Genomic DNA, 20,688 nt, shown 5'->3' with positions numbered 1-20,688 from the left:
GTGTCTCCGGACGCCGCCGGCCGCCCGCCGAACGCTGTCCCGCCGACGTCACGACGGCGTGACATCGGCTCTCCACGGAATGAGGTGATCATGCAGACTCGCGGGAAAGCCCTGCTCGCCCTCGTCACGGCCGCTCTGGTCGCGGTGACGGCGGCACTGATCAGCGCCCCGCCCGCCCAGGCGGCGACGCTGACCGAAGTCACCGGCTTCGGCACCAACCCCACCAACCTGCGGATGTACCTGTACGTCCCCGACACCGTGCGTACGCGGCCCGCCGTGCTGCTCGCCCTGCACTACTGCACCGGCTCCGGCCCGGCGTTCTACTCCGGTACGCAGTTCGCGTCGCTGGCCGACCAGTACGGCTTCATCGTCATCTACCCGTCGGCGACCCGCAGCGGCAGCTGCTGGGACGTCTCGTCGCCGCAGGCGTTGTCGCACAACGGCGGCAGCGACCCGGTCGGGCTGATGTCGATGGTCAACTACGTGCTGCAGACCCGCAACGCCGACGCCGGTCGCGTCTACGTCACCGGCGCCTCCTCCGGCGGCATGATGACCAACGTCATGCTCGGCGACTATCCGGACGTCTTCAAGGCGGGTGCGGCGTTCATGGGCGTACCGTTCGGGTGCTTCGCCACCACCGACGGGTCCAGCTGGAACAGCGCCTGCGCCAACGGCACCATCACGAAGACGCCGCAGCAGTGGGGCGACCTCGTACGCGCGGCGTACCCGGGCTATTCGGGAGCGCGCCCGCGGATGCAGATCTGGCACGGCACCGACGACACCACGCTGCGCTACCCGAACTTCGGGGAGCAGATCAAGCAGTGGACCAACGTCCTCGGCGTCAGCCAGACCCCGGTCCTGACCGATACCCCGCAGTCCGGCTGGACCCGGACACGCTACGGCGCCAACGGTGTGACCGCCCCGGTCGAGGCGATCAGCATTCAGGGCGTCGGGCACAGCCTCCCGCTCAGCGGGCAGGCCGCGATGGCGATCGCCTTCTTCGGGCTGAACGTCCAGCCGACTTCGAGCCCGTCGACGTCGCCGTCGGTGTCCCCGTCGGCCTCACCCTCGACATCGCCCTCGACGTCGCCGACGTCCTCGCCGCCGCCTCCGGGCGGCTGCAAGGTCGTGGACACGGTCAACGCCTGGAACACCGGCCTGACCTCCGACATCGCCATCACCAACACCAGCACCTCGACGATCAGCGGCTGGACGCTGACCTTCACGCTGCCGTCCGGGCAGGTCGTCACCAACGGCTGGAACGCGTCCTACTCGCCGACCAGTGGTGCGCTGACGGCCCGCAACGTCAGCTACAACGGCACGATCCCACCCGGTGGCTCGACGAGCATCGGCTTCCAGGCCACCCACACCGGAAACACCGCCAAACCGGCGTCGTTCGCGCTCAACGGCGTGACCTGCACGGTCGGTTAGGCGCCGCGGACAGCGAGGTCCCGGGAAGCGTCCACCCGGGACCTCGCCCCTCGCAGTCGTTTTGGCAGCGGCGCCTATGTGGCCTGGGTGGTGCTGTCCCGGACGACGAGCTCGGTCGCCAGCTCCACGCGCGGGCTTTCGACGTCCTCGCCCCGGGCGAGCCGGAGCACGGTCCGGGCGGCCAGCATCCCCATCTCGGCCAGCGGCTGCCGGACGGTGGTCAGCGGCGGTGACGCCCACCGAGCCTCGGGCAGATCGTCGAAGCCGACGACGCTGATGTCGTCGGGCACGCGCAAACCCTTGCGGCGTACGGCTTCGTAGACGCCGAACGCCATCTGGTCGCTCGCGGCGAACACCGCCGTCGGCGGATCCGGCAGCTCCAGCAGCGCTGTGCCGCCGGTGAAGCCGGACTCGTGGTAGAAGTCGCCCGGCTGGATGAGCGCGTCGTCGACCTCGATCCCGGCGGCCTCCAGCCCGGCCCGGTAGCCGTCCAGCCGGGCGCGGCTGCACAGCAGACGCCGGGGTCCGGCGACGAAGCCGATCCGCCGATGGCCCAACGAGATCAGGTGCTCGGTGGCGGCCAGACCGCCCGCCCAGTTCGTCGCGCCGATGGTGGGCACGTCGAACGACGGCACCCCGGCCGGGTCGATGACGACCAGGTGCACGTCCAGGCGGCGCAGTTCGGCCTGCACAGGCGGGTCGAGGACGGAGGTCACCAGGATGACGCCGTCGCTGGCCCGGGCGCGCAGATTCTGCAGCCATTGCCGGGTCGACGAGGTACGCCGGTGGATCGCGGACACGACGGTGCCCGCCCCACTGGTGTGGGCGACGTCCTCGACGCCGCGGATGATCTCCACCGCCCACGGGCTGTCCAAGTCGTTGAACACGAGGTCGATCAGGTCCGCCCGATCACGCGTACGCCCCGTGCGACGCCGATATCCGTGCCGCCGCAGCAGGTCTTCGACGCGCTGGCGCGTCTCGGGAGCCACATCCGCACGCCCGTTCACCACCCGTGACACCGTCGGCACCGAGACGCCGGCCTCCCGTGCGATCGCGGTGATGGTGATCCTCTGCTCGTCCGCCGCCACTACCTGTCTCCTCATCATTCGTCGGTTCAGCGTACGACCGGAATGTTGCGGAAGGCCACGGCCGCCCCGGTGAGCCAAAGTTTCGGACGACTATCGTAAATTTTCGGTGCCATGACGTACGCTATGTCCGCCCGTGGCTCGGTCACAAGCGTTGTCGCGACGAAAACCCGGGCCGAAATGTTCCGGAAGACAGGCAGGAGTCGCATGCTCACCGAGAAGGCCACCGGCGACGCCGCTGAGGAAATCTGGCGGGACGTCGCCCGACCGGCCGCCGACCGGGTCGCCGATCTGCTCGCCCGGATGACCCTCGAGGAGAAGGTCGCCCAACTGGGCTCGGCCTGGGTGGCCTCGTCGCCGGACCCGGGCGCCGAGGTCGCGCCGCACCAGTACGAGTTCGCCGAGCCCGACCTCGACTGGGCCAAGCTGGTCCAGCACGGCCTCGGCCAGCTCACCCGGCCCTACGGCACGGCGCCGGTCGAGCCCGTCGACGGTGCGCGCTGGCTGCTCCGCCGTCAGGCGGAGATCGTCGAAGCGAGCCGCTTCGGCATCCCGGCCCTCGTCCACGAGGAATGCCTCGTCGGGTTCATGACCTGGCGGGCCACCGTCTTCCCGACTCCGCTCGCCTGGGGCGCCACCTTCGATCCGGCGCTGATCGAGCAGATGGCCTCGCACATCGGCTCGACGATGCGGTCAGCTGGTGTCCATCAAGGACTCGCGCCGGTCCTCGACGTCGCCCGCGACCTCCGGTGGGGGCGGATAGAGGAGACCATCGGGGAGGACCCTCATCTCGTCGCCACGGTCGGCTCGGCCTACGTCCGCGGCCTCCAGCAGGCCGGCATCGTCGCCACCCTCAAGCACTTCCTGGGCTATTCGGCCTCCCGCGCCGGGCGGAACTTCGCGCCCGTCGGGGTCGGCCGCCGCGAACTCGCCGACGTGTTCCTGCCCCCATTCGAGCTTGCGCTGCGTGCGGGCGCCGGATCCGTCATGCACTCGTACGCCGAAACCGACGGCGTGCCGGCCGCCGCCGACGTCCACCTGCTCACCGAAGTCCTCCGCGACGAGTTGGGGTTCACCGGCACGGTCGTCGCCGACTATTTCGGAGTGTCGTTCCTCCAGACGTTGCACGGCGTCGCGGCCGATCCAGCGCAGGCGGCCGCGCTGGCGTTGGCCGCCGGCCTCGACGTCGAGCTGCCCGCCACCCGCTGCTACGGCGAGCCGCTGCTGGACGCCGTCCGCTCCGGCACGATCCCCGAGACACTCGTCGACCGGGCCGCGAGTCGCGTGCTGCGGCAGAAGATCGAACTGGGCCTGCTCGACCGCTCCGATCCGCCCACCGCAGCCGATTTCGACCCCCCGGCGAGCCGCGAGCTGGCCCGTCGAATCGCCGAGGAGTCAGTCGTCCTGCTCGCCAACGACGGCACCCTCCCATTGCGAGCGGCCAAGATCGCCCTCGTCGGCCCGTACGCCGACAACCCCGCCGCGATGCTCGGCTGCTATTCGTTCGCCGCTCACCACGGCCATCAGGCCGACCCGGGCGTGGATGTCCCGACACTGCGGACCGCGCTGCTCGCCGAACTACCCGCAGCGACCTTCACTGACGACGTGGCCGAGGCCGACGTCTGCGTGGCCGTCGTCGGCGAAACGTCCGGGCTCTTCGGCCGGGGCAGCACCGGCGAAGGCTGCGACGTCGACGACCTCAGCTTCCCCGACGACCAGGACCGGTTCCTCCGGGAAGTGCTCGACATCGGAACCCCGGTCGTGCTCGTCCTCCTGACCGGACGCCCTTACGCGCTGGGTGTGTACGCCGACCGCTGCGCCGCCGTCGTCCAAGCCTTCCTCCCCGGCGAAGAAGGCGGCCCGGCCGTCGCGGGAGTGCTCGCCGGACGGGTCAACCCCTCCGGCCGCCTCCCGATCGGCATCCCCCGCAGTCCCGGTGGACAGCCGGCCGCGTACCTCGGGCCTCGGTTGGCCCACCGCACCGGCGTCAGCAGCGTCGACCCCACCCCGCTGTACGCGTTCGGCCACGGTTTGGCGTACACCTCCTTCGGCTGGACCGACGTGACCCCGGCCCAACCCACCGAGCTGGCCACCGACGAGCCGATCACGGTGACCCTGACCGTGACCAACCACGGCGACCGGCCCGGCGCGGAGATCGTGCAGCTCTACCTCCATGACCCGGTGGCGCAGGTGACCCGGCCGGTGCAACGCCTCGTCGGGTACGCCCGCGTCCCCCTCGAGGCGGGCCAGTCGGCCCAGGTCGGTTTCCGCTTCCACCCCGACCTGGCCTCGTTCACCGGCCTGGACGGCCGCCGGGTCGTCGAACCCGGAGACCTCGAACTGCGCCTCGCCGCCTCCAGCGCGGACATCCGGGCGACGATCCCCCTCCACCTCACCGGCCCCGAACGAGTGGTCGGCCACGATCGGGTCATGGTCGCCGACGTGACCCTGGGGGTGCACTGACCCCTTCCCAAGACCGGGGTTATCCATGTGATCTTGGGTCTGGATCGCATGGATAACCCCGATCCGCCGAAAAGCGCGGGACGGTGGGTGAAATAGGCTGGCCCCGGCGGCTACTCTAGGGACCACGCGAAGGTCAACCGGCCCGCCGGCCGACCGCCGTGCTTTGGGGCCGTAGCTCAGCCGGTCAGAGCAGGGGACTCATAATCCCTCGGTCGCGGGTTCGAGCCCCGCCGGCCCCACTTCCACTCGTGTCAGAGTGCGAAACTCCGCTGTCCGCTCAGGCAGGGGCACGCTCGACGCGATCGGCGGCGGCGCGCGTCATGTTGTATGGGCGCCGCTTGCTGTGGCGCGGTCACTGAGCCTCGGGAGGCGCATTCTTACGGGTAACGTACCTTTGAGGAGTACGATTGCCGTAAGAATGCGCACCAGCGTGCACACCAGCCTCCCGCTCAGCCAGGCCGCGATCGCCCACGAAATCATCGAGAGCCGCTCTCACACCGGCCGAATTCTGCTACTCGCAGCGGCGTCCACGCCCGCAATGTGATTGCCAGACCGACGGCGGTCTGCGACGCTCGCGCTCGTGATCGACAAGCCGGGTGTTGACGAGAAGCTGCTGGCCGCAGAGGTGGCCGACGTCTGGGCGTTGGACCTCGTGGATCTCGTGTTCATGCCGGTCGGGCTCGACGGCGAGGCATGGGCCTACCGAGTCGAGACGGCCGCAGGCGGACGCTATTTCCTCAAGCTCCGCCGCGGGCAGTTCTCTCCGGCGGCCGTGCGGCTGCCGGGCTTTCTCCGGGTACGCGGCATCGGGCAGGTCGTGGCCCCGATCGACGGACTGGCGGGGACCGCCGATCATCAGTGGGGCGACTACCAGCTGCTGCTCTACCCGTTCCACGATGGCGGCAGCCGGTGGGGCCCTGGCCTCACCGACCGCCAGTGGGTGGAGTACGGCGAGTTCCTGGGGCAGCTGCACGCGGTGACGCCGAGCGCGGACATCGCTGCGGTTCTACGCGTGGAGAAGTTCCAATCGACTGCTGCCGAACGGGTTCGGGCACTCGGTGCGCGGGCCGGGAAGAGTGAGGCTCTGGGCGCCTTCTGGGAGCGGTACGGCTCTGCCCTGCACCGGCTGTCGGACACAGTCGACGACCTGGCCGCCCGTGTCTCCGCCGCGCAGCACGTGATCTGCCATGCGGACATTCATCCTGGCAATATCCTCGCCGAGGGCGACGGGCCGCTGCATGTGGTGGACTGGGACGCGCCGATCCTCGCGCCGCGCGAGCGGGACTTGATGTTCGTCTACAGCCAGGACTTCGGTGACCACCCGATCAATGAGCGCCGGGCCGAACTCTTCCGCCGTGGCTACGGGACGCTGGAGCCTGACGAGACGCTGCTCAGCTATTACCGGGGCGAACGCCACCTCGACGACGTCGCCTCCTTCCTGGCCGGAATTCTCAACCCCGACGCCAGCGAGGAGTCCCGAGCCAACGACTTGCATTGGTTGACTCGTATCGCCGTCGCAATCGCCGACCCGGACTACGCGGCGTGACCGCGGTTCGGGCCCCGGTCAGCTCGTCACGCGGGTGTCCGTCGCCACCCAGGTGAGTTCCCAGGTGTTGCCGCTGTCGGCGGAGTAGGACTGTTCGAACCGCGCCGAGTCGTCGCTGAGCCGCAGGATGACGAAACGGACCAGGATCGCACGTCCGCCCAGCGTGTCGACGCCGAAGAACTCGCCTCGCTCACCCGCGAACTCACCGTAGGTCGGTGGGGTGAGCAAGCCGTCGCCCATGTTGGCGAAGTTCAGGCTCCACTGGCGCGCCTCGGGGTTGTAGAGCCGGAGCGAGACGCCCTGGATCCGGCCCGCGGCTCCCGCGACGTCCAGCTCGACGAGGTTCGAAGCGCCGCCGCAGAACGCGTGGACGACGGACGTCCCGGTGAACTCGATCCACGTCGCATCAGGGGTGAACGCTCCCCGCAGGACTTTCACGTGGGTCGCCCACGTGCCGATCTCCCAATCGAAATCCCGGCTGCCGTCGCGGCTCATCGTCGGCACCCGCCGATCCGGTCGTCGTGGTCCAACATCGACATCGGGAGCCCTCCAGCGCGTGGGTCGGCTTGCGGCGGCAAGGTTACGCGGTCACCCTAGCGGATCGACCGACCCATTCGCGGTCTCATAGACCTCGCCGACGGGTTCCAGCCAGGTGTCGGTTCACTGCCCGTGGCCTCCTGGACCGCCACCCAGGCGACCGAGACGCCTTTGATCGGGCCGGACGTCGACCCTGACCGCCGGTGCCGGAGGGCCGATCGAAAGTCCAATGGGGAATGTCGTCCGGTGGTATCGTCCCCGGCGTGAGATTCGGCTGGACGGGGCGGCTTCGAATCGCGGCGGTCATCACGCTTGCCGCCCTTGTCGTGTCCGCCTGCGACCTGGACGCCGGTGGATCCGGGAACCCGGCATCCTCGTCGGGATCCGACGTGATCGGCGCGGACTTCGTGCAGGCTTTGCCGGCGACGCTGATCAAGTCGCTGAAGGACGTGGGCATCACCGCGCAGACACCGCCCACGACCGAGGCGGTCGTCCGGGGGCCGTTCTTCGAGGCGGCCGAGACCGAGGTGGCGACGCTCGACCACCTCACCACTGAACAGGTCTCCGCGTTGCGGCTGAAGGCATCCGCCTCCGCCGAGCCAGGACTGCCCACGCCGGTCAATGCCGATCACGCGGTCGAGATCGTCGTCGCAGTCTTGGAGAACCGGGAAGCCACCCAGATACCCGACTACGCCACCAAGGTGGTCGGCGCGGAGACGATCGTCGGCACGCTCCACGTGGGAGAACGGACCACGCCGGTTCAGATCGCCAGCGGGCGCACGGTTCTCGTCGTCGGCGTACGCACAGGCGCGCCGGTCAGCCTGGAGTTCCTCGGGCCCGCGTCGCAGCAGAAGCCGAACAGCGGTCACACGCAGTCGCTGGATCTGCGGACCGGCAAGCGGGCCGCCGACGCCGTCGGGCTCTACTACCCGCTACGCCAGGTGAAGCTGGGGCAGCAGATCGGGCCGTCCATGCTCGGCGAGGTCCACGGCGGCCCGACGGACGGGTATCTCATCAACCTGTCCTTGAGGGTGGGCCAGGCGACGCTGCTGCCGTATACGTGGACTCGTGGGTGGGCGCCCCGGGGTCAGGGCTGGCTCGTGATCGAGGGCACCGTCAACGCCGGGTTCGCCGGCACCGGCGCTTCGTGCACCACTGCCGTCCCGAGCGGACCTGCCACGCGAAGCATCGAGGTGTCCGTGAACGGCAAGATGATCAGCGGCACGACCACCGACTGGCACTACGCCAACGGCGCGGCATGCCTGACCGTGGGGACGTTCGTGGCGACCTACGCCGTTCCGGCCTCGGCGCGCTCGATCGGCGTACGCGTGTCCCTGCCGGGCTTGGCCTTGGCCGACGACCACACGGCTCTCACGATCGGGCCGGTTCGTGGGCGTACCCGTCCTGGGCCGGACACCGGCCGGATCACCTTTCCCGCCTGACTTCGAGCCGCGAAAGCGCATCAGGGCCGGTCTTCGGAGTCGAAGACCGGCCCTGATGCCGTCCGTAGGTCCCTGACGGGTCCTGGACCGTCAAGCGTCAGTGGCTGTAGCCGCGGGTGGCCATCCAGTTGGCGAGCTTGACGGTGTCGATCCAGTAGTGAGCGCTGTTGGGGTCGGCGGAGTCGGCGACCTCGACCTGACGACCGTCGTTGCGGTAGCCGTGGATGGCGATGTAGTGGCCACCCTCGTAGCTGTGGGCCGCGCCGTTGGCGTCAGTGGCGGTGCCGGCGACGTTGCCGACGACTGCGCGGTTGTCGTTGATCGTGGCGACGATGTCCCGCTTGAGGGTGTCGGCCTGCTTGGCGGTGATCGTCGACTTGGGCAGTTCCGTGGTCCGGTACTTGCTGGCGCCGATCACCTTGTTGAGGGCGGCGGTGATGTCGTACGCGCTGTTGGTGCCGGCCTCGGTGGTGCCCATCTTCTTCGCGAGGCTGGCCATGGTGATGTTGTGGCCGGTCGCGCTGAGGGCGTTACGCGCGGCGGCGGGGCCGCACCAGTAGTAGTTGGGCTGGGACTGGTACTTGATGCGCAGTTCCTTGGCGGTGCTGCGCTTGGCGGTGGTCGCCGCCTTCTTGGCGGCGGCGGACTTCTGGGGAGCGGACTTCTGGGGAGCGGACTTCTGGGGGGCTGCCTTCTCGGGGGCTGCCTTCTGAGGAGCGGCCGCCTGGGTGGCGGTGGTGGAGGTGGTCGCCGCGGTGGTGGGAGTGGCGGCGTTGGTGGTGGCGGGGTCGGCGCCCAGTGCGAGGGCACCGGCACCGACTACGGCGAGGAGGCCGTAGGCCGCAGCGCGGCGGGGGGACAACAGGTGGGCACGGACGAGGTTGAAGGCCTTGGCACGGACGGTGGTCACGGCTTTGACGTCGCTGTCGTGTCGCATGCCGACAACCGTAGGGAAGCCATGCGCCCATGCCCACCAGTAAACATAGCCCTGTCTCAATGTGAGGAAGGCCAATTTAGGAAGAGGTGGGGCGGATGGGGGCGGTCAGCCGAGTCGGGCAAACACCTCGTGAAACTCGCAAGACGCGCAGTGCTGCCATAACGGGCATAGAGCCCAGGGACAATCGGGCCGAAACCTCACCGTCGCCAGGAGCATGATCATCGCGGCGGTGTGCCCCGGGCCACCGTGATCGGTGTCACAATCAGAGCGCACACTGAACTGGACGCCTGTCTGACTGCGCTGAGTAAGCGTAGCTCACTATCCGTAGCCATCGCAACCCGAGCTGCGAAGACAGTTCCGTCCAGCGCTCAGGACGCCGGCTCAGGACGCCACCACCGGGGAGACCTCGACCTTGTCGGTCGCCGGCCCGTCGACGATGCCTTCGCGGGCGAGGAATCGCTCGGCCATCCGGACAGACGGGTGGAAACCCGCCACGGCGAGCAGGGAGATGCCCGCGATCACCAGCCAACCGGCGCTGGGCAGGGCCGACGGATGCCATGACATGGCGAGGAACGTGTACAGCGCCGGCGCCCAGCGGCCGCCCAGCGTGCCGAACACCTCGGCCACCCCGCCGTACTCGCCGCGCCGGTCCGGATCCATGAGCTTGGCCTGGAACGCCCAGCCTGCCCCGGAGAAGTACAGCTCCGCCCCGGTCACCGCCACGTGGCCCAGCCAGACCAGGAAGATCGTCAGCAGGCCGGCCGTGCTGTGCGTCGCCATGGTGATCAGACAGGAGGCGACGAAGAACGCGCCGGAGATGCGTACCGACCGAAGGGCGTCCGACACCGTCTTGACGCCCCTCGACGTGTACGCGGGCAGGAAGATGCACAGCACCGTGTTGGTGCCGAACAACCAGGCCAGCAGCCAGTGCGGTGCGTCCGTCGCCTGAACCAGCCACAGTGGAATGACGACGTTCAGGAGAACCTGATTGGTCCACATGGTGCCGCTGAAGAAGCTGGCGAGCATCCAGCCGACGTTGCGCAGCGGCCCGCGGCGGGTCTGCTTCACCGCTGCGGTCTTCTTCCGACCGGTGGACGAGCGGGCGATGTCGTGCGGCGCTCGGGGCAGCCGTGCGATGAACACCGCGTTGAGAAGCCCGATGGCCAGCGTGAAGAGCGGCATCCAGCGAATCAGGGTCAGATCGTCGACGGCCAGCGCGACGCCGCCGATGATCGCGCCCAGGGTGAAGCCGACGTTCAGCGCGGAATACATGTAGGCCTGCGTCGCCACCCGTTCCTCTTCGGGCATGACGTCGAGGATGTACGCGTTCCGGCCCGCGCCGGCGGCGTTCTCGATGATCTCGAAGCAGACCACCATGGCGAGGTAGCCGGCGAAGCTGCCGATGAACGGCCAGGCCCCGAACATCAGGGCGGCCAGGAGCGCGCCGGCCGCCCACATCCGCTTCGGCCCGATCAGATCGGTGAGCTTGCCGGCGGGGTATGCCAGCAGGAACGACACGACGCCGGCCGCGGTGAGCCCGAGACCGACCTGCGCCGCCTTGAGGCCGACGACCTGGGTGAAGAAGACCGCCGACCCGGTGAGGAACGTGCCTTCCGCGGTCGCGAACAGCAGAGACTGTGTCGCCAGCCGCCGTGACAGTGGTGTCGGGGGGATCAGCCGACGGAGGGATGCTTGGAGTCGGGACACGGCTCCATCTGACCAGGAACGGTCGCAGTCTTCACGCGATTATCGGCCAGCGGACCACGACCGAGCCCGTCATGTCAGACGTGCGACGTAGGGTGAGTTTCGTGCTGACGTTCATGGCGGTTCACGCCCATCCAGACGACGAGGCCAGTTCGACCGGCGGCGTGCTCGCCCGCTATGCCGCGGAAGGCATCCGCACGGTGGTCGTCACCTGCACCGACGGCCGCTGCGGCGACGGGCCGGGCGGAGTCAAGCCCGGTGACCCGGGGCACGACCCGGATGCGGTGGCCGCGGTGCGGCGCGCCGAACTGGATGCCGCGGCCAAGGTCCTCGGCGTGGACCACTTGGAGCGCCTGGACTATCCCGACTCCGGGATGATGGGCTGGTCGACCAACGAGGCGCCCGGCTCGTTCTGGACCGTCCCGGTCGAGGTCGCCGCGGCTCGCTTGGCCGAGCTGATCCGCCGCTACGAGCCGGACGTGATCGTCACTTACGACGAGCGCGGCGGCTACGGACACCCGGACCACATCCAGACCCACCGGATCACAATGGCCGCCGTCGAGCAGGCGCCGGTCGCGAAGGTCTACTGGTCGGCGATCCCGCGCTCGTGGATGACGGGATTCCAGGCGCGGATGGCCGAACTCGGTATCGAGTGGGAGGAGCAGCCTTCCCGCGAGGACGAGCAGGAGATCGACTGGTCCGAGATGGGCACCCCGGACGAGCAGATCACCGCCTGGGTCGACACCACGGCCTACGGACCGCAGAAATACGACGCGCTCGCCGCGCACGCCAGCCAGGGGGAGAACATCTTCTTCCTCCGCATGGGCAAGGAGAAGTTCACCGAGCTGATGGGCACGGAGACGTTCGTGCGCGTACACGACACCACCGGCGCCTCGACTCCGGAGGACGATCTGTTCGCCGGCCTCCGGTGATCGGCACGGCCGACTGACCGGGTCAGTCCGTGCTTCCGGTGGCCGGCGCCGTCCAGGCGATGGCGTCCCGGTGCGACATCGGCCGGGCGAAGAGGTATCCCTGGCCGTAGCCGCACCCGATGGAGTGCGAGATGGCGCGCTGGTGTTCCGTCTCGATGCCTTCCGCCACCACGGTCAGGCCCAGCGTCCGGGTGAGCTGCACGATGCCTCGCACCAGTTCGCGTTGGCGAGTCGAGGAGGCCATCGTGCTGATGAAGATGCGGTCGAGCTTCACGATGTCGAGGGGGACCTGGCGAAGGTAGCCCAACGCGGAGTAGCCGGTGCCGAAGTCGTCGATCGCCATCCGGATGCCGAGCTGCCGCAATCGCTTCAGGTCGTTCCAGACCTTGTCGTCGTCGCGGAGCAGCAGACTTTCGGTGATCTCGAGGACGAGCCGGGCCGGTGGCAGGCGCGCCTCGCTGAGAAGGCGGTGCACCGTGTCCACGAAGCCACTGGACCGGAATTGCTGGACCGACACGTTGACGCTCACATACGGGTACGCGCCCGGGCCGGTCGCCTGCCACTCCAGGGCGTCGTGGATCGCCGTGGCGAGGACCCAGTCGCCGATCGGGGTGATCAGGCCGGACTCCTCGGCGATCCCGATGAACTCGCCGGGGGACAGGACGCCCCGCGTCGGGTGCCGCCAGCGGACGAGCGCCTCGAGTCCGGCCATGCGGCCCGTGTCGAGCGCGACGATCGGCTGGTACTCCACGATCAGCGCCTCGTCCTGAAGCGCTTGGCGTAGCGCCGAGCGCAGCTCCAGCCGGTAGCTGACCGCCGTCGACGTCGACGGGTCGTACCGGCGCCAGGTGCCCCGGCCGGCCGCCTTCGCCGCGTCGAGCGCGAGGTCGGCGTGGCGCAGCAGTTCTTCCGCCGTGCCGGCGTTCATCGTCGTGGCCACGCCGATGCTCGCGGTGCAGGACAACATGTCTCCGTCGCCGAAGATCGGGCCGGCCAGGGCGTCCGTGAGCCGGACGGCCACCTCGTCGACGATCTCGAGGCCGGCCACGTTTGCGGCCAGTACGGCGAATTCGTTCCCGCCCACCCGGGCGGTGAGGAAGCCCTCGGCGGTGTCGCGCAATCGCGCCGCCACCGTCTGCAAGACGGCATCTCCGGTCTCACGGCCGAGCGCCTCGTTGATGGCGCGGAAGTTGTCCAGATCGACGAGCAGTACGCCGGTGACGCCCGCGTCCGCGGCGAGGGCCTCACTGACCCGTTCGTCGAAGAACAACCGGTTCGGCAGTCCGGTGAGCGTGTCCCGGAACAGCCGCCGGGTCAGTTCGTGTTCGAGGCGGCGCTGGTTGGTGACATCGCGAAGGGTCACCACCACGCCTTGGATCGACTCGTCCGTACGCAGGTCCCGGCACGACACCTCGACTCGGACGGTACGGCCGTCGGCGGCATGCAGGGTCCAGTCGGCCCGGCTGCCGCCGTCGACGGCGCCTGCGTCGGTCGATCGGGCGTACGACAGAAGGTATCCGGCTTGGCGTCGCTCCGAGGAATCGACCAGGTCGACCAAGGAGGCGCCGGACAGGGCGGAAGTGCCCAGCAGGATGCGTGCGGACGGACTGGCGTACCGGATCCGGTCGTCCTCGTCGATGATGAGGATCACGTCACTGGCCTGCTCGACCAGGGCGTTCAAGTGATCATCGCGGTGCCTGGTGATCTCCGTGTTGAGCCGCGCCCGATCAAGGGCGAGCATCGCCTGGGCGGAGAGCACCTCGAGAGCGTCCGCCAGGTCCGGGTGATCGGCGAGTTCGCGGTCCACGACCAGCGCGCCTCTGCGTACGGCTGCCGGAGGAGGGGTGCTGGTCGGCGGGAACAGGTCCACGAAGACCGGAGAACCGCCACGCCTAGGAGTCAACCGGGCGACAGCGCGTCGCACGACTGCGGCGACGTCTTGGCGGTCGGCGGTTGTCAGGAACTCCTCCGCAGCATCGCGTAACACGTCCAGCACCGACATCGGCGCGACGACTAGCCGGCCAGCATCGCGTCCGCTGAAGCGGGCGACTCTTCAAGCGGGCGTTCCAACCGGACCAACGCCGCGGCCGCGGCGGCTGCGAGCGTTTCCAGCGTGGCGACCTCATCAGCGGTCGCGCCGTGCAGATCGGCCCAGTACGCCCCGATTGCTCCGATCGGAGACTGCGGGCGGATCGGCACCATCACGAGGCTGCGCACGAAGGTCGGCCGGTACGCCTCCTGCGGGATGCGGTCGTCGACCCGGATATCCGGGACGACCACGGTCTGGCCGTGCATCATGGCCCAGCCGCTGATGCACCGGTTGACCGGGAAGCGCTGGCCTTTCCACAGCGGGCTCATCGCGTCCTCGTCGGCGTAATGGCAGAATCCGCCGGCGTCGAGCCGGACGATCGTGACGCCTTGGGCGTTCACGCCGGCCCGCGCGCTGCTCTTGAGAATGAGCTGAACTTCCTCGACGCTCTCGGCGTCCCGAAGCATCTGGATCGCCCATCCGATCGACTGCATCTTCGGGCCCCTTCCGCGGCTATGACCCACCGATCGCCTCTCGGGAGAGAGACAGCACCGATCGCCGGTCCCGCTCGTCCCGGCCAAAATCAGCATATCAGACAAAAACGAATGATCTTCGCAGCTCGGTGCCGGCCTCCGCCAAGCTTTCACCTCGGCGTAGTCGGGGTGGCTCAGTCGGAGATCAGTGGTTGAGCTCCATCTCCTGTAAGTGATCGACCACGCGATGACTGAGTGCGTCGAGGGCGTCCAGTTCGTCGTCGGTGAGCAGGTCGATGAAGTGCTTGCGGACGGATTCGACATGTCCCGGAGCGGCCTCTCGGATCGCCTGCCAGCCCTGCTCGGTGAGCTTCAGCAGCGAACCGCGCCCGTCGTCGGCGCATTCGTGCCGCTCGACCAGACCGCGCTGTTGCATGCGGGTGACGTGGTGCGACAGCCGGCTTTTCGACCAGCGCATGTGCTCGGCCAGATCACTCAGGCGCATGCCCAGGTCGTCGCGGGCGGAGAGGTTCGACAGCACGTCGTAGTCCGGCTCCGACAGGCCGCTGGCGGCCTGCAGCTCGCGAGCGAGTTGGAGATCCAGAAGGAGGCGCATCCGGCGGTAGCCGAGCCATGCGCGCATCTGCCGGTCGTCGAGCCAGCGGGCTTCGGTCATGCCACGAGTCTAGCAAATCTAGTTGACATGTCACCAACGTCCGCCCTATCTTGGTGACATGTCACCAAGGAGACTGCTTCAGCTCCACGCCGGACTCGCTCTGTATGGACTCAGCATCGCGCTGCTCGTCCGAGCCGACCTCGGCCTGGACTCATGGGACGTGCTGCACCAGGGCCTGGCTCGCCGCACCGGGATCCCGCTTGGGTGGGTGATCAACGCCGTCGGCGTCCTGGTGCTGCTGGCCTGGATCCCGCTACGTCAGCGGCCCGGCTACGGCACGGTCGCCAACGTCGCACTCGTCGGCCTGGCCACCGAAGCGGCCCTGGCGGTCATCCCGGACGTCCGCCAGATGGCCGTGCGGTGGGTGGTCCTCATCGCGGCGATCCTCGCGAACGCCCTCGCGACCGGCCTCTATGTAGGAGCCGGATTCGGTCCCGGCCCGCGTGACGGGCTGATGACCGGGCTGGCCGCGCGCGGCTTCTCCATCGGACGCGTGCGTACCGGCATCGAACTCGCGGTCCTCGCCACCGGTTGGCTGCTCGGCGGCACCGTCGGACCCGGCACCGTCCTCTACGCGTTGACGATCGGTCCGCTTGTTCACCGGCTATTGCCGTACTTCACCCTCAGCAAAGGAGCCAGTAATGCCTCGCCTGACCGTCATCACCGCCAGCACCCGGCCGAACCGAGTCGGCGCTCAGGTCACCGACTGGTTCACCAAGGTCGCGCGTGACCACGGCGGCTTCGACGTCCACCTGGTCGACCTCGCCCAGCTGGATCTGCCGTTCCTGGACGAGGCCCACCCCGCCATCGACGGCCTGCCCTACGACAACGAGCAGACGCGCCGGTGGAGCGACCTTGCCTCCGCCGCCGACGCGTTCGTGATCGTCACTCCCGAGTACAACCACGGATATCCGGCTCCGCTGAAGAACGCCTTGGACCACCTCTACCGCGAGTGGAACGACAAGCCGGTCGCGTTCGTCAGCTACGGCATGACCTCCGGCGGCCTGCGGGCGGTCCACCAGCTCAAGCCGGTCGTCACCGCGCTACGCATGGTTCCGGTCGCGGACTCGGTCGTGATCCACCTTCGGCAGGCTCTGGATGCCGCCGGGCGGCTCACGCCCACACCGGCGATGGAGAACGCCGCGAACAGTACGCTCGACGAGCTGCTGCGGATCGCTCCGACGCTGACGGTCCTCCGGTCATCCCCTGCTCGATGACCCGACCGAGGGGACGGTACGCAGGCGCCTGCGTACCGGGATGCCGGACCGTGCGGCGCGGCCGGGTCGCGCGCCAGTCTCAGCGCTGGTCGCCCTCGCCGTGCAGGACGCCCCGCGCGGCCCGGTCGGCGAGCTTGGTGATGTTGCGGGCCGCGACGTCCTCCAGCCGGATGTCCAGCCGGGTGCACAGCTCGGAGAGGTACCACAAGACGTCGCCCAGCTCCAAGGTCAGCGCCTCGCGGTCCCCATCGGTGACCACGCCGCCCCGATCCCGGAAGATCTTCTTCACCTTCCCGGCGACCTCGCCGGCCTCGTTGACCAGCCCCAAAGTGGGATAGACGATGGGGTGATCGGTCGCGATCGGCGCTCCCGTACGCGCGGCGGCCTGTTGGTAGGCGTGGAAGTCGAACGCGTCTGGCGTGTGGTCTGTCACGACCGCCAGTTTGGCCCATGCCCGCCCGGCGAGTCAGGCGGCCGTCCGTCGTCGGCGATCCGAATCGGGCGTATCCAGCTCGAGGGTCGTCTCGCTGAACACGTTGTAGAGCTGAAGCGTCCGCCCGTTGCCGAAGACCAGTTCGAGACCGGCCAGCATCCATGAGCGGGTGCGCCGCCCGTCCACCAGATCGAGGTGGAAGTCGTTCTCCAGGACGGACACCTGCCGGACCTCCGAGCCGAGGACGGCGTCCAGCTCCGGCCGGCTCGGATCGCCCCAGGCCAATTCCATCTCGGGATCATCTTGATCGCGGGTGTCGATGGAAACGTCCGTGTCGATCGTGTTCCAGCTCAGATAAAGCTGGTCGAAGCCGTCGAAGACGATCTCGAGTCGCGTACCGGCGAACCGCAGGATGAGCGGCTGGGTGCTGCACCATTGGCCGTCGACGGTGAAGCACAGGCCCAGCACTGATTCGAGGCGCCGGCCGACGAGCGCCCGGAGCTTCGGTCCATGCGCGCTGAGCGTTTCAGCCACGGTGTCCGTCGCGACGGGGTGATAACCGGCGATCCCGAACACGGAGTCTCCTCGTGGGGCCAAGGGATGGGCCAGGGGCCACCGGTATCCGGCGGCCCCTGGTCAGAGCAGTCGATTCGGTTAGAATTCAGCTCGGTAGTTCCATCGTGCTCCGCACTTGCGGGCGCGAACCTCGGGGAGGTGTTCCAGCACCTTCCCGGGGGTCCGTCCGAGGATTCCGGACGGCTGCTACTCGCAGAAGATGCGGACCTTCGCGTCCGGCTGGTCGACGTCGACGGTCAGCTCGTCCAGGTGCTCGATGAGCGTTTCGAGCTGGTCCGGCTTGAGCTGGCTCAGGTCGAACGGGATACCCGAGCGGGAGAGTTCCTTGTTGGCCTCGCCGAGCGCCTGCGGGGGGATCAGCGCCGCCAGGCGTACGCCGGCCCGGAGCAGTTGCAGTGGCACCCGGATGTTGACCCGGCTGGGCGTGCCGTCGTCGGTCGCATCCACCACGACTCGCAGGTACTTCGGCTTTCCCTTCGGGCGTGCGTCCGAGCTGGGAGTGGTGGGGGCGGCTGCCTCGCGGTCGAGAGCGGCGAGGAGCTGGTCAGCCTCCTCCGCCGTGAGCTTGCCTTCGGCAAGCATCTGCAGGATGTCCTTGCGCTGTTCGTTCACTGTGCCTTCCTTTCGTGGGCTTACCTGATGGTTACGAGGACTTCCGTGCGCCCGTGCTCGATGCCGAGCCGGGTGCCGGGAAGGGCGGAGACGATCCGCCAGCCGCTGCCGAGCGCCCGCAGCAGGTTGATGCGGTACACCAGGCACGCGACCGCTGCCACGCCCACCGCCAGCACGATCGCCGGCGAGAGGACGAGCAGGACGGGGAGCACCGGAATCCAGATTCGGATGGGGCGACGGTTCAGACGCACGGTCTTCACGGTCACCAGTTGCGGCATCATGATTGGCCCTCCAACTCGCGCAATGCCTGCTGGGCGTCGATCTCGCCGCGCCGGAGCCGGTCGATGACGTCGGCTCGCGACGGCGCCGGATCGGTTTCGACGAAGGCGAGTGTCTGGGTGATCCGGTTGAGCCGGGACTTGATGGTCGGGTAGCTCACCCCGAAGATCCGCTCCATCTCCTTGATGGAACCGTGGCACCGGACGAAAGCCGTGACGAACACCTGGTCCTCCAGGCTGAGCTGGCCGAGTTGCGGGGGCTCGAACGCGCCCTCGATCGCCACGCCACTGGCCAGGCGCACCCGCTCGACCACGAAGGGCTGCCCTCGCGTCAGGTTGGTGAGTTCTTGCCAGTCCATCGTCCGTGCTGTCATAACTCAAGTTGTACCTTGAAGATATTCAGCCTACAAGAAGTTGATCTTAATTTTCTTGAACATGACACGATCGGTACCGAAGTGGCGGGCGTACGGGAGGATCGCTGAATGGACCCGCAGGCGTTGCACGACACGGCTCGGCGCTACCTGATGGACCGGCACGCCGAGCTGTGGAACCGTGACAGCGTTCCCAAACCCTTCCCGCGATACAACGTCGTGAACGCGATCCTCGTCGAGGTCGAGCGCCTCGACGCCGACGATCTGCCGCCCGCGCCGGAGCTGGCCAGTCTGCTCCGGCGCGCGGCTGCGGAAGCGGATTCGCTGTTCACTCGGCCGGCCGACGAGACCGAGGCGCGTGCGATGGCGGACGAACGCGGGCTGTTCGCGGGACGCGTACGCGAATGGGCGGCGCAGGCTGAGCTTGAGGTCGAGCCGATCGGATATCGGCGCGTACTCACGAAGGACGAGTCGGCCGAGTGGCGCGAGCGGGCGCAGCTGCGGTGGGGTGTCGTCAATCTCGTCTGGTATCCGATGCTCCCCAACGATGTGCCACGCGAGGTGCTGATCGTCCCGGAGAGCACGATGTGGGAGGAGCCGACGGCTGCGCTGATCCGCCAGGTCTTGCACGACCTCGGCGCCCATCGGGTCGTCGAGCTACGCGAGGGCGGCCCCGATTACGCGATTGAGCTGAGCCTCATGGTGCCCTGCTATTCCGGCGGCGCCGAAGGGATCTGGGTCGACGAGTCGCTGGACTGGATCGCGTACGCGTCCCACGAGGACACGGTCGCGTTCGGCGGGACGCTGGCCGACCGGCTCCGGTCACGGCTGGACGAGAGCCGTGACCGCCGATACTGGAATGGTCGCCATGCCGACGTCGTTGCCGACGAGGAACATCCGGCGTGAGTCGTTGGAGGCCACCCGGTTGTCGCCCATGACCCACAGCCGATCGTCGGGGACCAGGATGTCGAAGGGCGGATCAGTGCCCGGCGTCGTGACGTAGGGCTCGCTCAGCGGTTGCCCGTCGACGAGCCATTGTCCGGTGCTGTCGCAGCAGGACACCCGATCGCCGGGCAGCCCGATCACCCGCTTCACGATGGCCGGATTCGCGTCGGTGGCTCGCCAGGAGGCGGGTGCGTTGAAGACCACGATGTCACCACGCTTCGGCCGGTACTTCCCGGCGGCGACCTTCTCTGCCGTCACGGTCTGACCGGTGCGGATCGTCGGCTCCATGCTGACACCGGTCGCCTTGAGCCGGATCGTGTCGTGGCCGGACACGACCACGCCGATCACGATCGCCGCCGCGAGGACGAGCGTCAGGCCGCCGGCCACGATGCCGATGACGGCGCCGGTCGACAGGCCACGCCGCGGCGGAACGACCGGCGTGGTAACTGGCGCGTAGCTCACTGGACCGTCTCCATGGTGGAGGTACGAGACTGGAGCACCCTACCCCGCTCGGCGGCCTCCCGCCGGTCACTCCATGGTGACCACCAGCTTGCCGGTCTAATGCGTACGCACGTCGGCGCGGCCGAGCGTCTCCGGGCCGGGGACCGGTGCGGTGATGGTGATCAGTAGGCCGTCCGGACGCAACGCCGACGCCGGTGCGGCGAGGGATTCGGCTGGCAGCACGGCGTTGCAGCAAGGCGCCGTACGCGACGACGTCACCGGTCCCGACGTCGTGCTGCTCATGTGCGCACCGGGGCACGCCGCCGAACCGCTGGCGCAGCTGTCACGGCAGTTGTGGCGGCGATAGCGGTGCTGCTCGACGGATTGCGACCCGAAGGCGCGCGGGACCTACCGCATCCACCTCCCGCGCACCCGCTGCCCGCGGTGACACCGCTCGCCTGACGCTGCCACTGAGCCGCTGGATCAGGGTTCTCGGGGGGGTGGTTTGGCCCGCGTGTGTCCGAAAAACCCGCACACACCCCCCCCCCACCAACCCCCAC

The 20,688-nt window shown here is 68.6% G+C and carries 23 protein-coding genes and 1 tRNA gene; 10 read left to right on the top strand and 14 right to left on the bottom strand.

Features of this window, described 5'->3' with window-relative positions:
• Positions 1-90 precede the first annotated feature (90 nt).
• Complete coding sequence (locus AB0H43_RS25340) at positions 91-1,431, top strand: PHB depolymerase family esterase (protein ID WP_360002995.1); 1,341 nt, start codon at positions 91-93, stop codon at positions 1,429-1,431.
• A 74-nt stretch (positions 1,432-1,505) separates the two neighbouring features.
• Here AB0H43_RS25340 and AB0H43_RS25335 read toward each other — a convergent pair whose 3' ends face one another.
• A complete protein-coding gene (locus AB0H43_RS25335) occupies positions 1,506-2,534 on the bottom strand; it encodes a LacI family DNA-binding transcriptional regulator (RefSeq protein ID WP_360002994.1) in 1,029 nt (342 codons plus the stop codon).
• A gap of 189 nt (positions 2,535-2,723) precedes the next feature.
• On the opposite strand from AB0H43_RS25335, the gene AB0H43_RS25330 reads away from it, so the two are divergent.
• The 3 genes from AB0H43_RS25330 (at position 2,724) to AB0H43_RS25320 (ending at position 6,525) form a co-directional block, all read left to right on the top strand.
• Positions 2,724-4,979 (top strand): glycoside hydrolase family 3 N-terminal domain-containing protein, encoded by a 2,256-nt coding sequence (locus tag AB0H43_RS25330; RefSeq protein WP_360002992.1) that lies wholly within the window; start codon positions 2,724-2,726, stop codon positions 4,977-4,979.
• A gap of 165 nt (positions 4,980-5,144) precedes the next feature.
• A tRNA-Ile gene (locus tag AB0H43_RS25325) sits at positions 5,145-5,218 on the top strand.
• Positions 5,219-5,559: 341 nt separating this feature from the next.
• Entirely contained in the window at positions 5,560-6,525 is a 966-nt protein-coding gene (locus tag AB0H43_RS25320) for a phosphotransferase (protein WP_360002990.1), read from the top strand.
• An 18-nt stretch (positions 6,526-6,543) separates the two neighbouring features.
• Here AB0H43_RS25320 and AB0H43_RS25315 read toward each other — a convergent pair whose 3' ends face one another.
• Positions 6,544-7,020, bottom strand: coding sequence for a hypothetical protein (locus AB0H43_RS25315; RefSeq protein ID WP_360002989.1), 477 nt, complete (start codon positions 7,018-7,020; stop codon positions 6,544-6,546).
• Between the two features lie 305 nt (positions 7,021-7,325).
• Between AB0H43_RS25315 and AB0H43_RS25310 the strand changes: the two genes are divergently transcribed.
• Positions 7,326-8,504 carry a hypothetical protein gene (locus AB0H43_RS25310; protein ID WP_360002987.1) on the top strand — a complete coding sequence of 393 codons (1,179 nt, stop codon included), beginning with the start codon at positions 7,326-7,328 and terminating at the stop codon, positions 8,502-8,504.
• 97 nt (positions 8,505-8,601) lie between these two features.
• On the opposite strand, the gene AB0H43_RS25305 is transcribed toward AB0H43_RS25310, so the two are convergent.
• Positions 8,602-9,090, bottom strand: coding sequence for a C39 family peptidase (locus AB0H43_RS25305; RefSeq protein WP_360003155.1), 489 nt, complete (start codon positions 9,088-9,090; stop codon positions 8,602-8,604).
• On the opposite strand from AB0H43_RS25305, the gene AB0H43_RS25300 reads away from it, so the two are divergent.
• Complete coding sequence (locus AB0H43_RS25300) at positions 9,089-9,217, top strand: pentapeptide repeat-containing protein (protein WP_360003154.1); 129 nt, start codon at positions 9,089-9,091, stop codon at positions 9,215-9,217. The genes AB0H43_RS25305 and AB0H43_RS25300 overlap by 2 nt on opposite strands.
• Positions 9,218-9,822: 605 nt before the next feature.
• Here AB0H43_RS25300 and AB0H43_RS25295 read toward each other — a convergent pair.
• Positions 9,823-11,148 carry an MFS transporter gene (locus AB0H43_RS25295; RefSeq protein WP_360002985.1) on the bottom strand — a complete coding sequence of 442 codons (1,326 nt, stop codon included), beginning with the start codon at positions 11,146-11,148 and terminating at the stop codon, positions 9,823-9,825.
• 101 nt (positions 11,149-11,249) lie between these two features.
• Here AB0H43_RS25295 and AB0H43_RS25290 point away from each other — a divergent pair, with 101 nt between their 5' ends.
• Positions 11,250-12,077, top strand: a complete 828-nt coding sequence (locus AB0H43_RS25290) for a PIG-L family deacetylase (RefSeq protein ID WP_360002983.1) — start codon at positions 11,250-11,252, stop codon at positions 12,075-12,077.
• Positions 12,078-12,099: 22 nt separating this feature from the next.
• Here the strand turns inward: AB0H43_RS25290 and AB0H43_RS25285 are convergent, their stop codons facing one another.
• The 3 genes from AB0H43_RS25285 to AB0H43_RS25275 form a co-directional block, all read right to left on the bottom strand.
• On the bottom strand, positions 12,100-14,079 hold the full coding sequence (locus AB0H43_RS25285) for a bifunctional diguanylate cyclase/phosphodiesterase (protein ID WP_360002981.1): 1,980 nt from the start codon (positions 14,077-14,079) through the stop codon (positions 12,100-12,102).
• 11 nt (positions 14,080-14,090) lie between these two features.
• On the bottom strand, positions 14,091-14,600 hold the full coding sequence (locus tag AB0H43_RS25280; protein ID WP_360002979.1) for a GAF domain-containing protein: 510 nt from the start codon (positions 14,598-14,600) through the stop codon (positions 14,091-14,093).
• A 184-nt stretch (positions 14,601-14,784) separates the two neighbouring features.
• Positions 14,785-15,255, bottom strand: coding sequence for a MarR family transcriptional regulator (locus AB0H43_RS25275; RefSeq protein ID WP_360002977.1), 471 nt, complete (start codon positions 15,253-15,255; stop codon positions 14,785-14,787).
• Positions 15,256-15,313: 58 nt separating this feature from the next.
• On the opposite strand from AB0H43_RS25275, the gene AB0H43_RS25270 reads away from it, so the two are divergent.
• Positions 15,314-15,985: a hypothetical protein gene (locus AB0H43_RS25270; RefSeq protein WP_360002975.1), complete on the top strand. Its 672-nt coding sequence runs from the start codon at positions 15,314-15,316 to the stop codon at positions 15,983-15,985.
• A complete protein-coding gene (locus tag AB0H43_RS25265) occupies positions 15,897-16,472 on the top strand; it encodes an NAD(P)H-dependent oxidoreductase (protein ID WP_360002973.1) in 576 nt (191 codons plus the stop codon). The genes AB0H43_RS25270 and AB0H43_RS25265 overlap by 89 nt, the downstream gene beginning before the upstream one ends.
• Before the next feature lie 79 nt (positions 16,473-16,551).
• Here the strand turns inward: AB0H43_RS25265 and AB0H43_RS25260 are convergent, their stop codons facing one another.
• The 5 genes from AB0H43_RS25260 to AB0H43_RS25240 form a co-directional block, all read right to left on the bottom strand.
• Positions 16,552-16,905: a nucleoside triphosphate pyrophosphohydrolase family protein gene (locus AB0H43_RS25260; protein WP_360002970.1), complete on the bottom strand. Its 354-nt coding sequence runs from the start codon at positions 16,903-16,905 to the stop codon at positions 16,552-16,554.
• Positions 16,906-16,938: 33 nt separating this feature from the next.
• On the bottom strand, positions 16,939-17,481 hold the full coding sequence (locus tag AB0H43_RS25255) for a hypothetical protein (RefSeq protein WP_360002968.1): 543 nt from the start codon (positions 17,479-17,481) through the stop codon (positions 16,939-16,941).
• Between the two features lie 186 nt (positions 17,482-17,667).
• Positions 17,668-18,093, bottom strand: a complete 426-nt coding sequence (locus tag AB0H43_RS25250) for a hypothetical protein (RefSeq protein WP_360002967.1) — start codon at positions 18,091-18,093, stop codon at positions 17,668-17,670.
• Positions 18,094-18,113: 20 nt separating this feature from the next.
• On the bottom strand, positions 18,114-18,359 hold the full coding sequence (locus AB0H43_RS25245; protein WP_360002965.1) for a hypothetical protein: 246 nt from the start codon (positions 18,357-18,359) through the stop codon (positions 18,114-18,116).
• A gap of 11 nt (positions 18,360-18,370) precedes the next feature.
• The gene (locus tag AB0H43_RS25240; RefSeq protein WP_360002963.1) at positions 18,371-18,745 is read right to left on the bottom strand and encodes a DUF2089 domain-containing protein; all 375 of its coding nucleotides are present in this window, start codon (positions 18,743-18,745) and stop codon (positions 18,371-18,373) included.
• Positions 18,746-18,853: 108 nt separating this feature from the next.
• Between AB0H43_RS25240 and AB0H43_RS25235 the strand changes: the two genes are divergently transcribed.
• A complete protein-coding gene (locus tag AB0H43_RS25235) occupies positions 18,854-19,648 on the top strand; it encodes a hypothetical protein (RefSeq protein WP_360002961.1) in 795 nt (264 codons plus the stop codon).
• On the opposite strand, the gene lepB is transcribed toward AB0H43_RS25235, so the two are convergent.
• Positions 19,565-20,149: a signal peptidase I gene (lepB, locus tag AB0H43_RS25230; protein WP_360002959.1), complete on the bottom strand. Its 585-nt coding sequence runs from the start codon at positions 20,147-20,149 to the stop codon at positions 19,565-19,567. The genes AB0H43_RS25235 and lepB overlap by 84 nt on opposite strands.
• 96 nt (positions 20,150-20,245) lie before the next feature.
• Entirely contained in the window at positions 20,246-20,431 is a 186-nt protein-coding gene (locus AB0H43_RS25225; RefSeq protein ID WP_360002957.1) for a hypothetical protein, read from the bottom strand.
• Positions 20,432-20,688 lie beyond the last annotated feature (257 nt).

It is taken from the genome of Hamadaea sp. NPDC050747, assembly GCF_040654195.1.
Classification (GTDB): domain Bacteria; phylum Actinomycetota; class Actinomycetes; order Mycobacteriales; family Micromonosporaceae; genus Hamadaea.
This window is presented reverse-complemented; position numbering and strand designations above follow the sequence as displayed.

Coding starts and splice junctions, on each gene's coding strand:
- AB0H43_RS25235 (WP_360002961.1), top strand. CDS start 18,854: ATGGACCCGCAGGCGTTGCACGACACGGCTCGGCGCTACCTGATGGAC.
- AB0H43_RS25225 (WP_360002957.1), bottom strand. CDS start 20,431: ATGAGCAGCACGACGTCGGGACCGGTGACGTCGTCGCGTACGGCGCCT.
- AB0H43_RS25275 (WP_360002977.1), bottom strand. CDS start 15,255: ATGACCGAAGCCCGCTGGCTCGACGACCGGCAGATGCGCGCATGGCTC.
- AB0H43_RS25340 (WP_360002995.1), top strand. CDS start 91: ATGCAGACTCGCGGGAAAGCCCTGCTCGCCCTCGTCACGGCCGCTCTG.
- AB0H43_RS25240 (WP_360002963.1), bottom strand. CDS start 18,745: ATGACAGCACGGACGATGGACTGGCAAGAACTCACCAACCTGACGCGA.
- AB0H43_RS25285 (WP_360002981.1), bottom strand. CDS start 14,079: ATGTCGGTGCTGGACGTGTTACGCGATGCTGCGGAGGAGTTCCTGACA.
- AB0H43_RS25280 (WP_360002979.1), bottom strand. CDS start 14,600: ATGCAGTCGATCGGATGGGCGATCCAGATGCTTCGGGACGCCGAGAGC.
- AB0H43_RS25270 (WP_360002975.1), top strand. CDS start 15,314: ATGTCACCAAGGAGACTGCTTCAGCTCCACGCCGGACTCGCTCTGTAT.
- AB0H43_RS25265 (WP_360002973.1), top strand. CDS start 15,897: ATGCCTCGCCTGACCGTCATCACCGCCAGCACCCGGCCGAACCGAGTC.
- AB0H43_RS25315 (WP_360002989.1), bottom strand. CDS start 7,020: ATGAGCCGCGACGGCAGCCGGGATTTCGATTGGGAGATCGGCACGTGG.
- AB0H43_RS25300 (WP_360003154.1), top strand. CDS start 9,089: ATGCGCAGTTCCTTGGCGGTGCTGCGCTTGGCGGTGGTCGCCGCCTTC.
- AB0H43_RS25330 (WP_360002992.1), top strand. CDS start 2,724: ATGCTCACCGAGAAGGCCACCGGCGACGCCGCTGAGGAAATCTGGCGG.
- AB0H43_RS25335 (WP_360002994.1), bottom strand. CDS start 2,534: ATGAGGAGACAGGTAGTGGCGGCGGACGAGCAGAGGATCACCATCACC.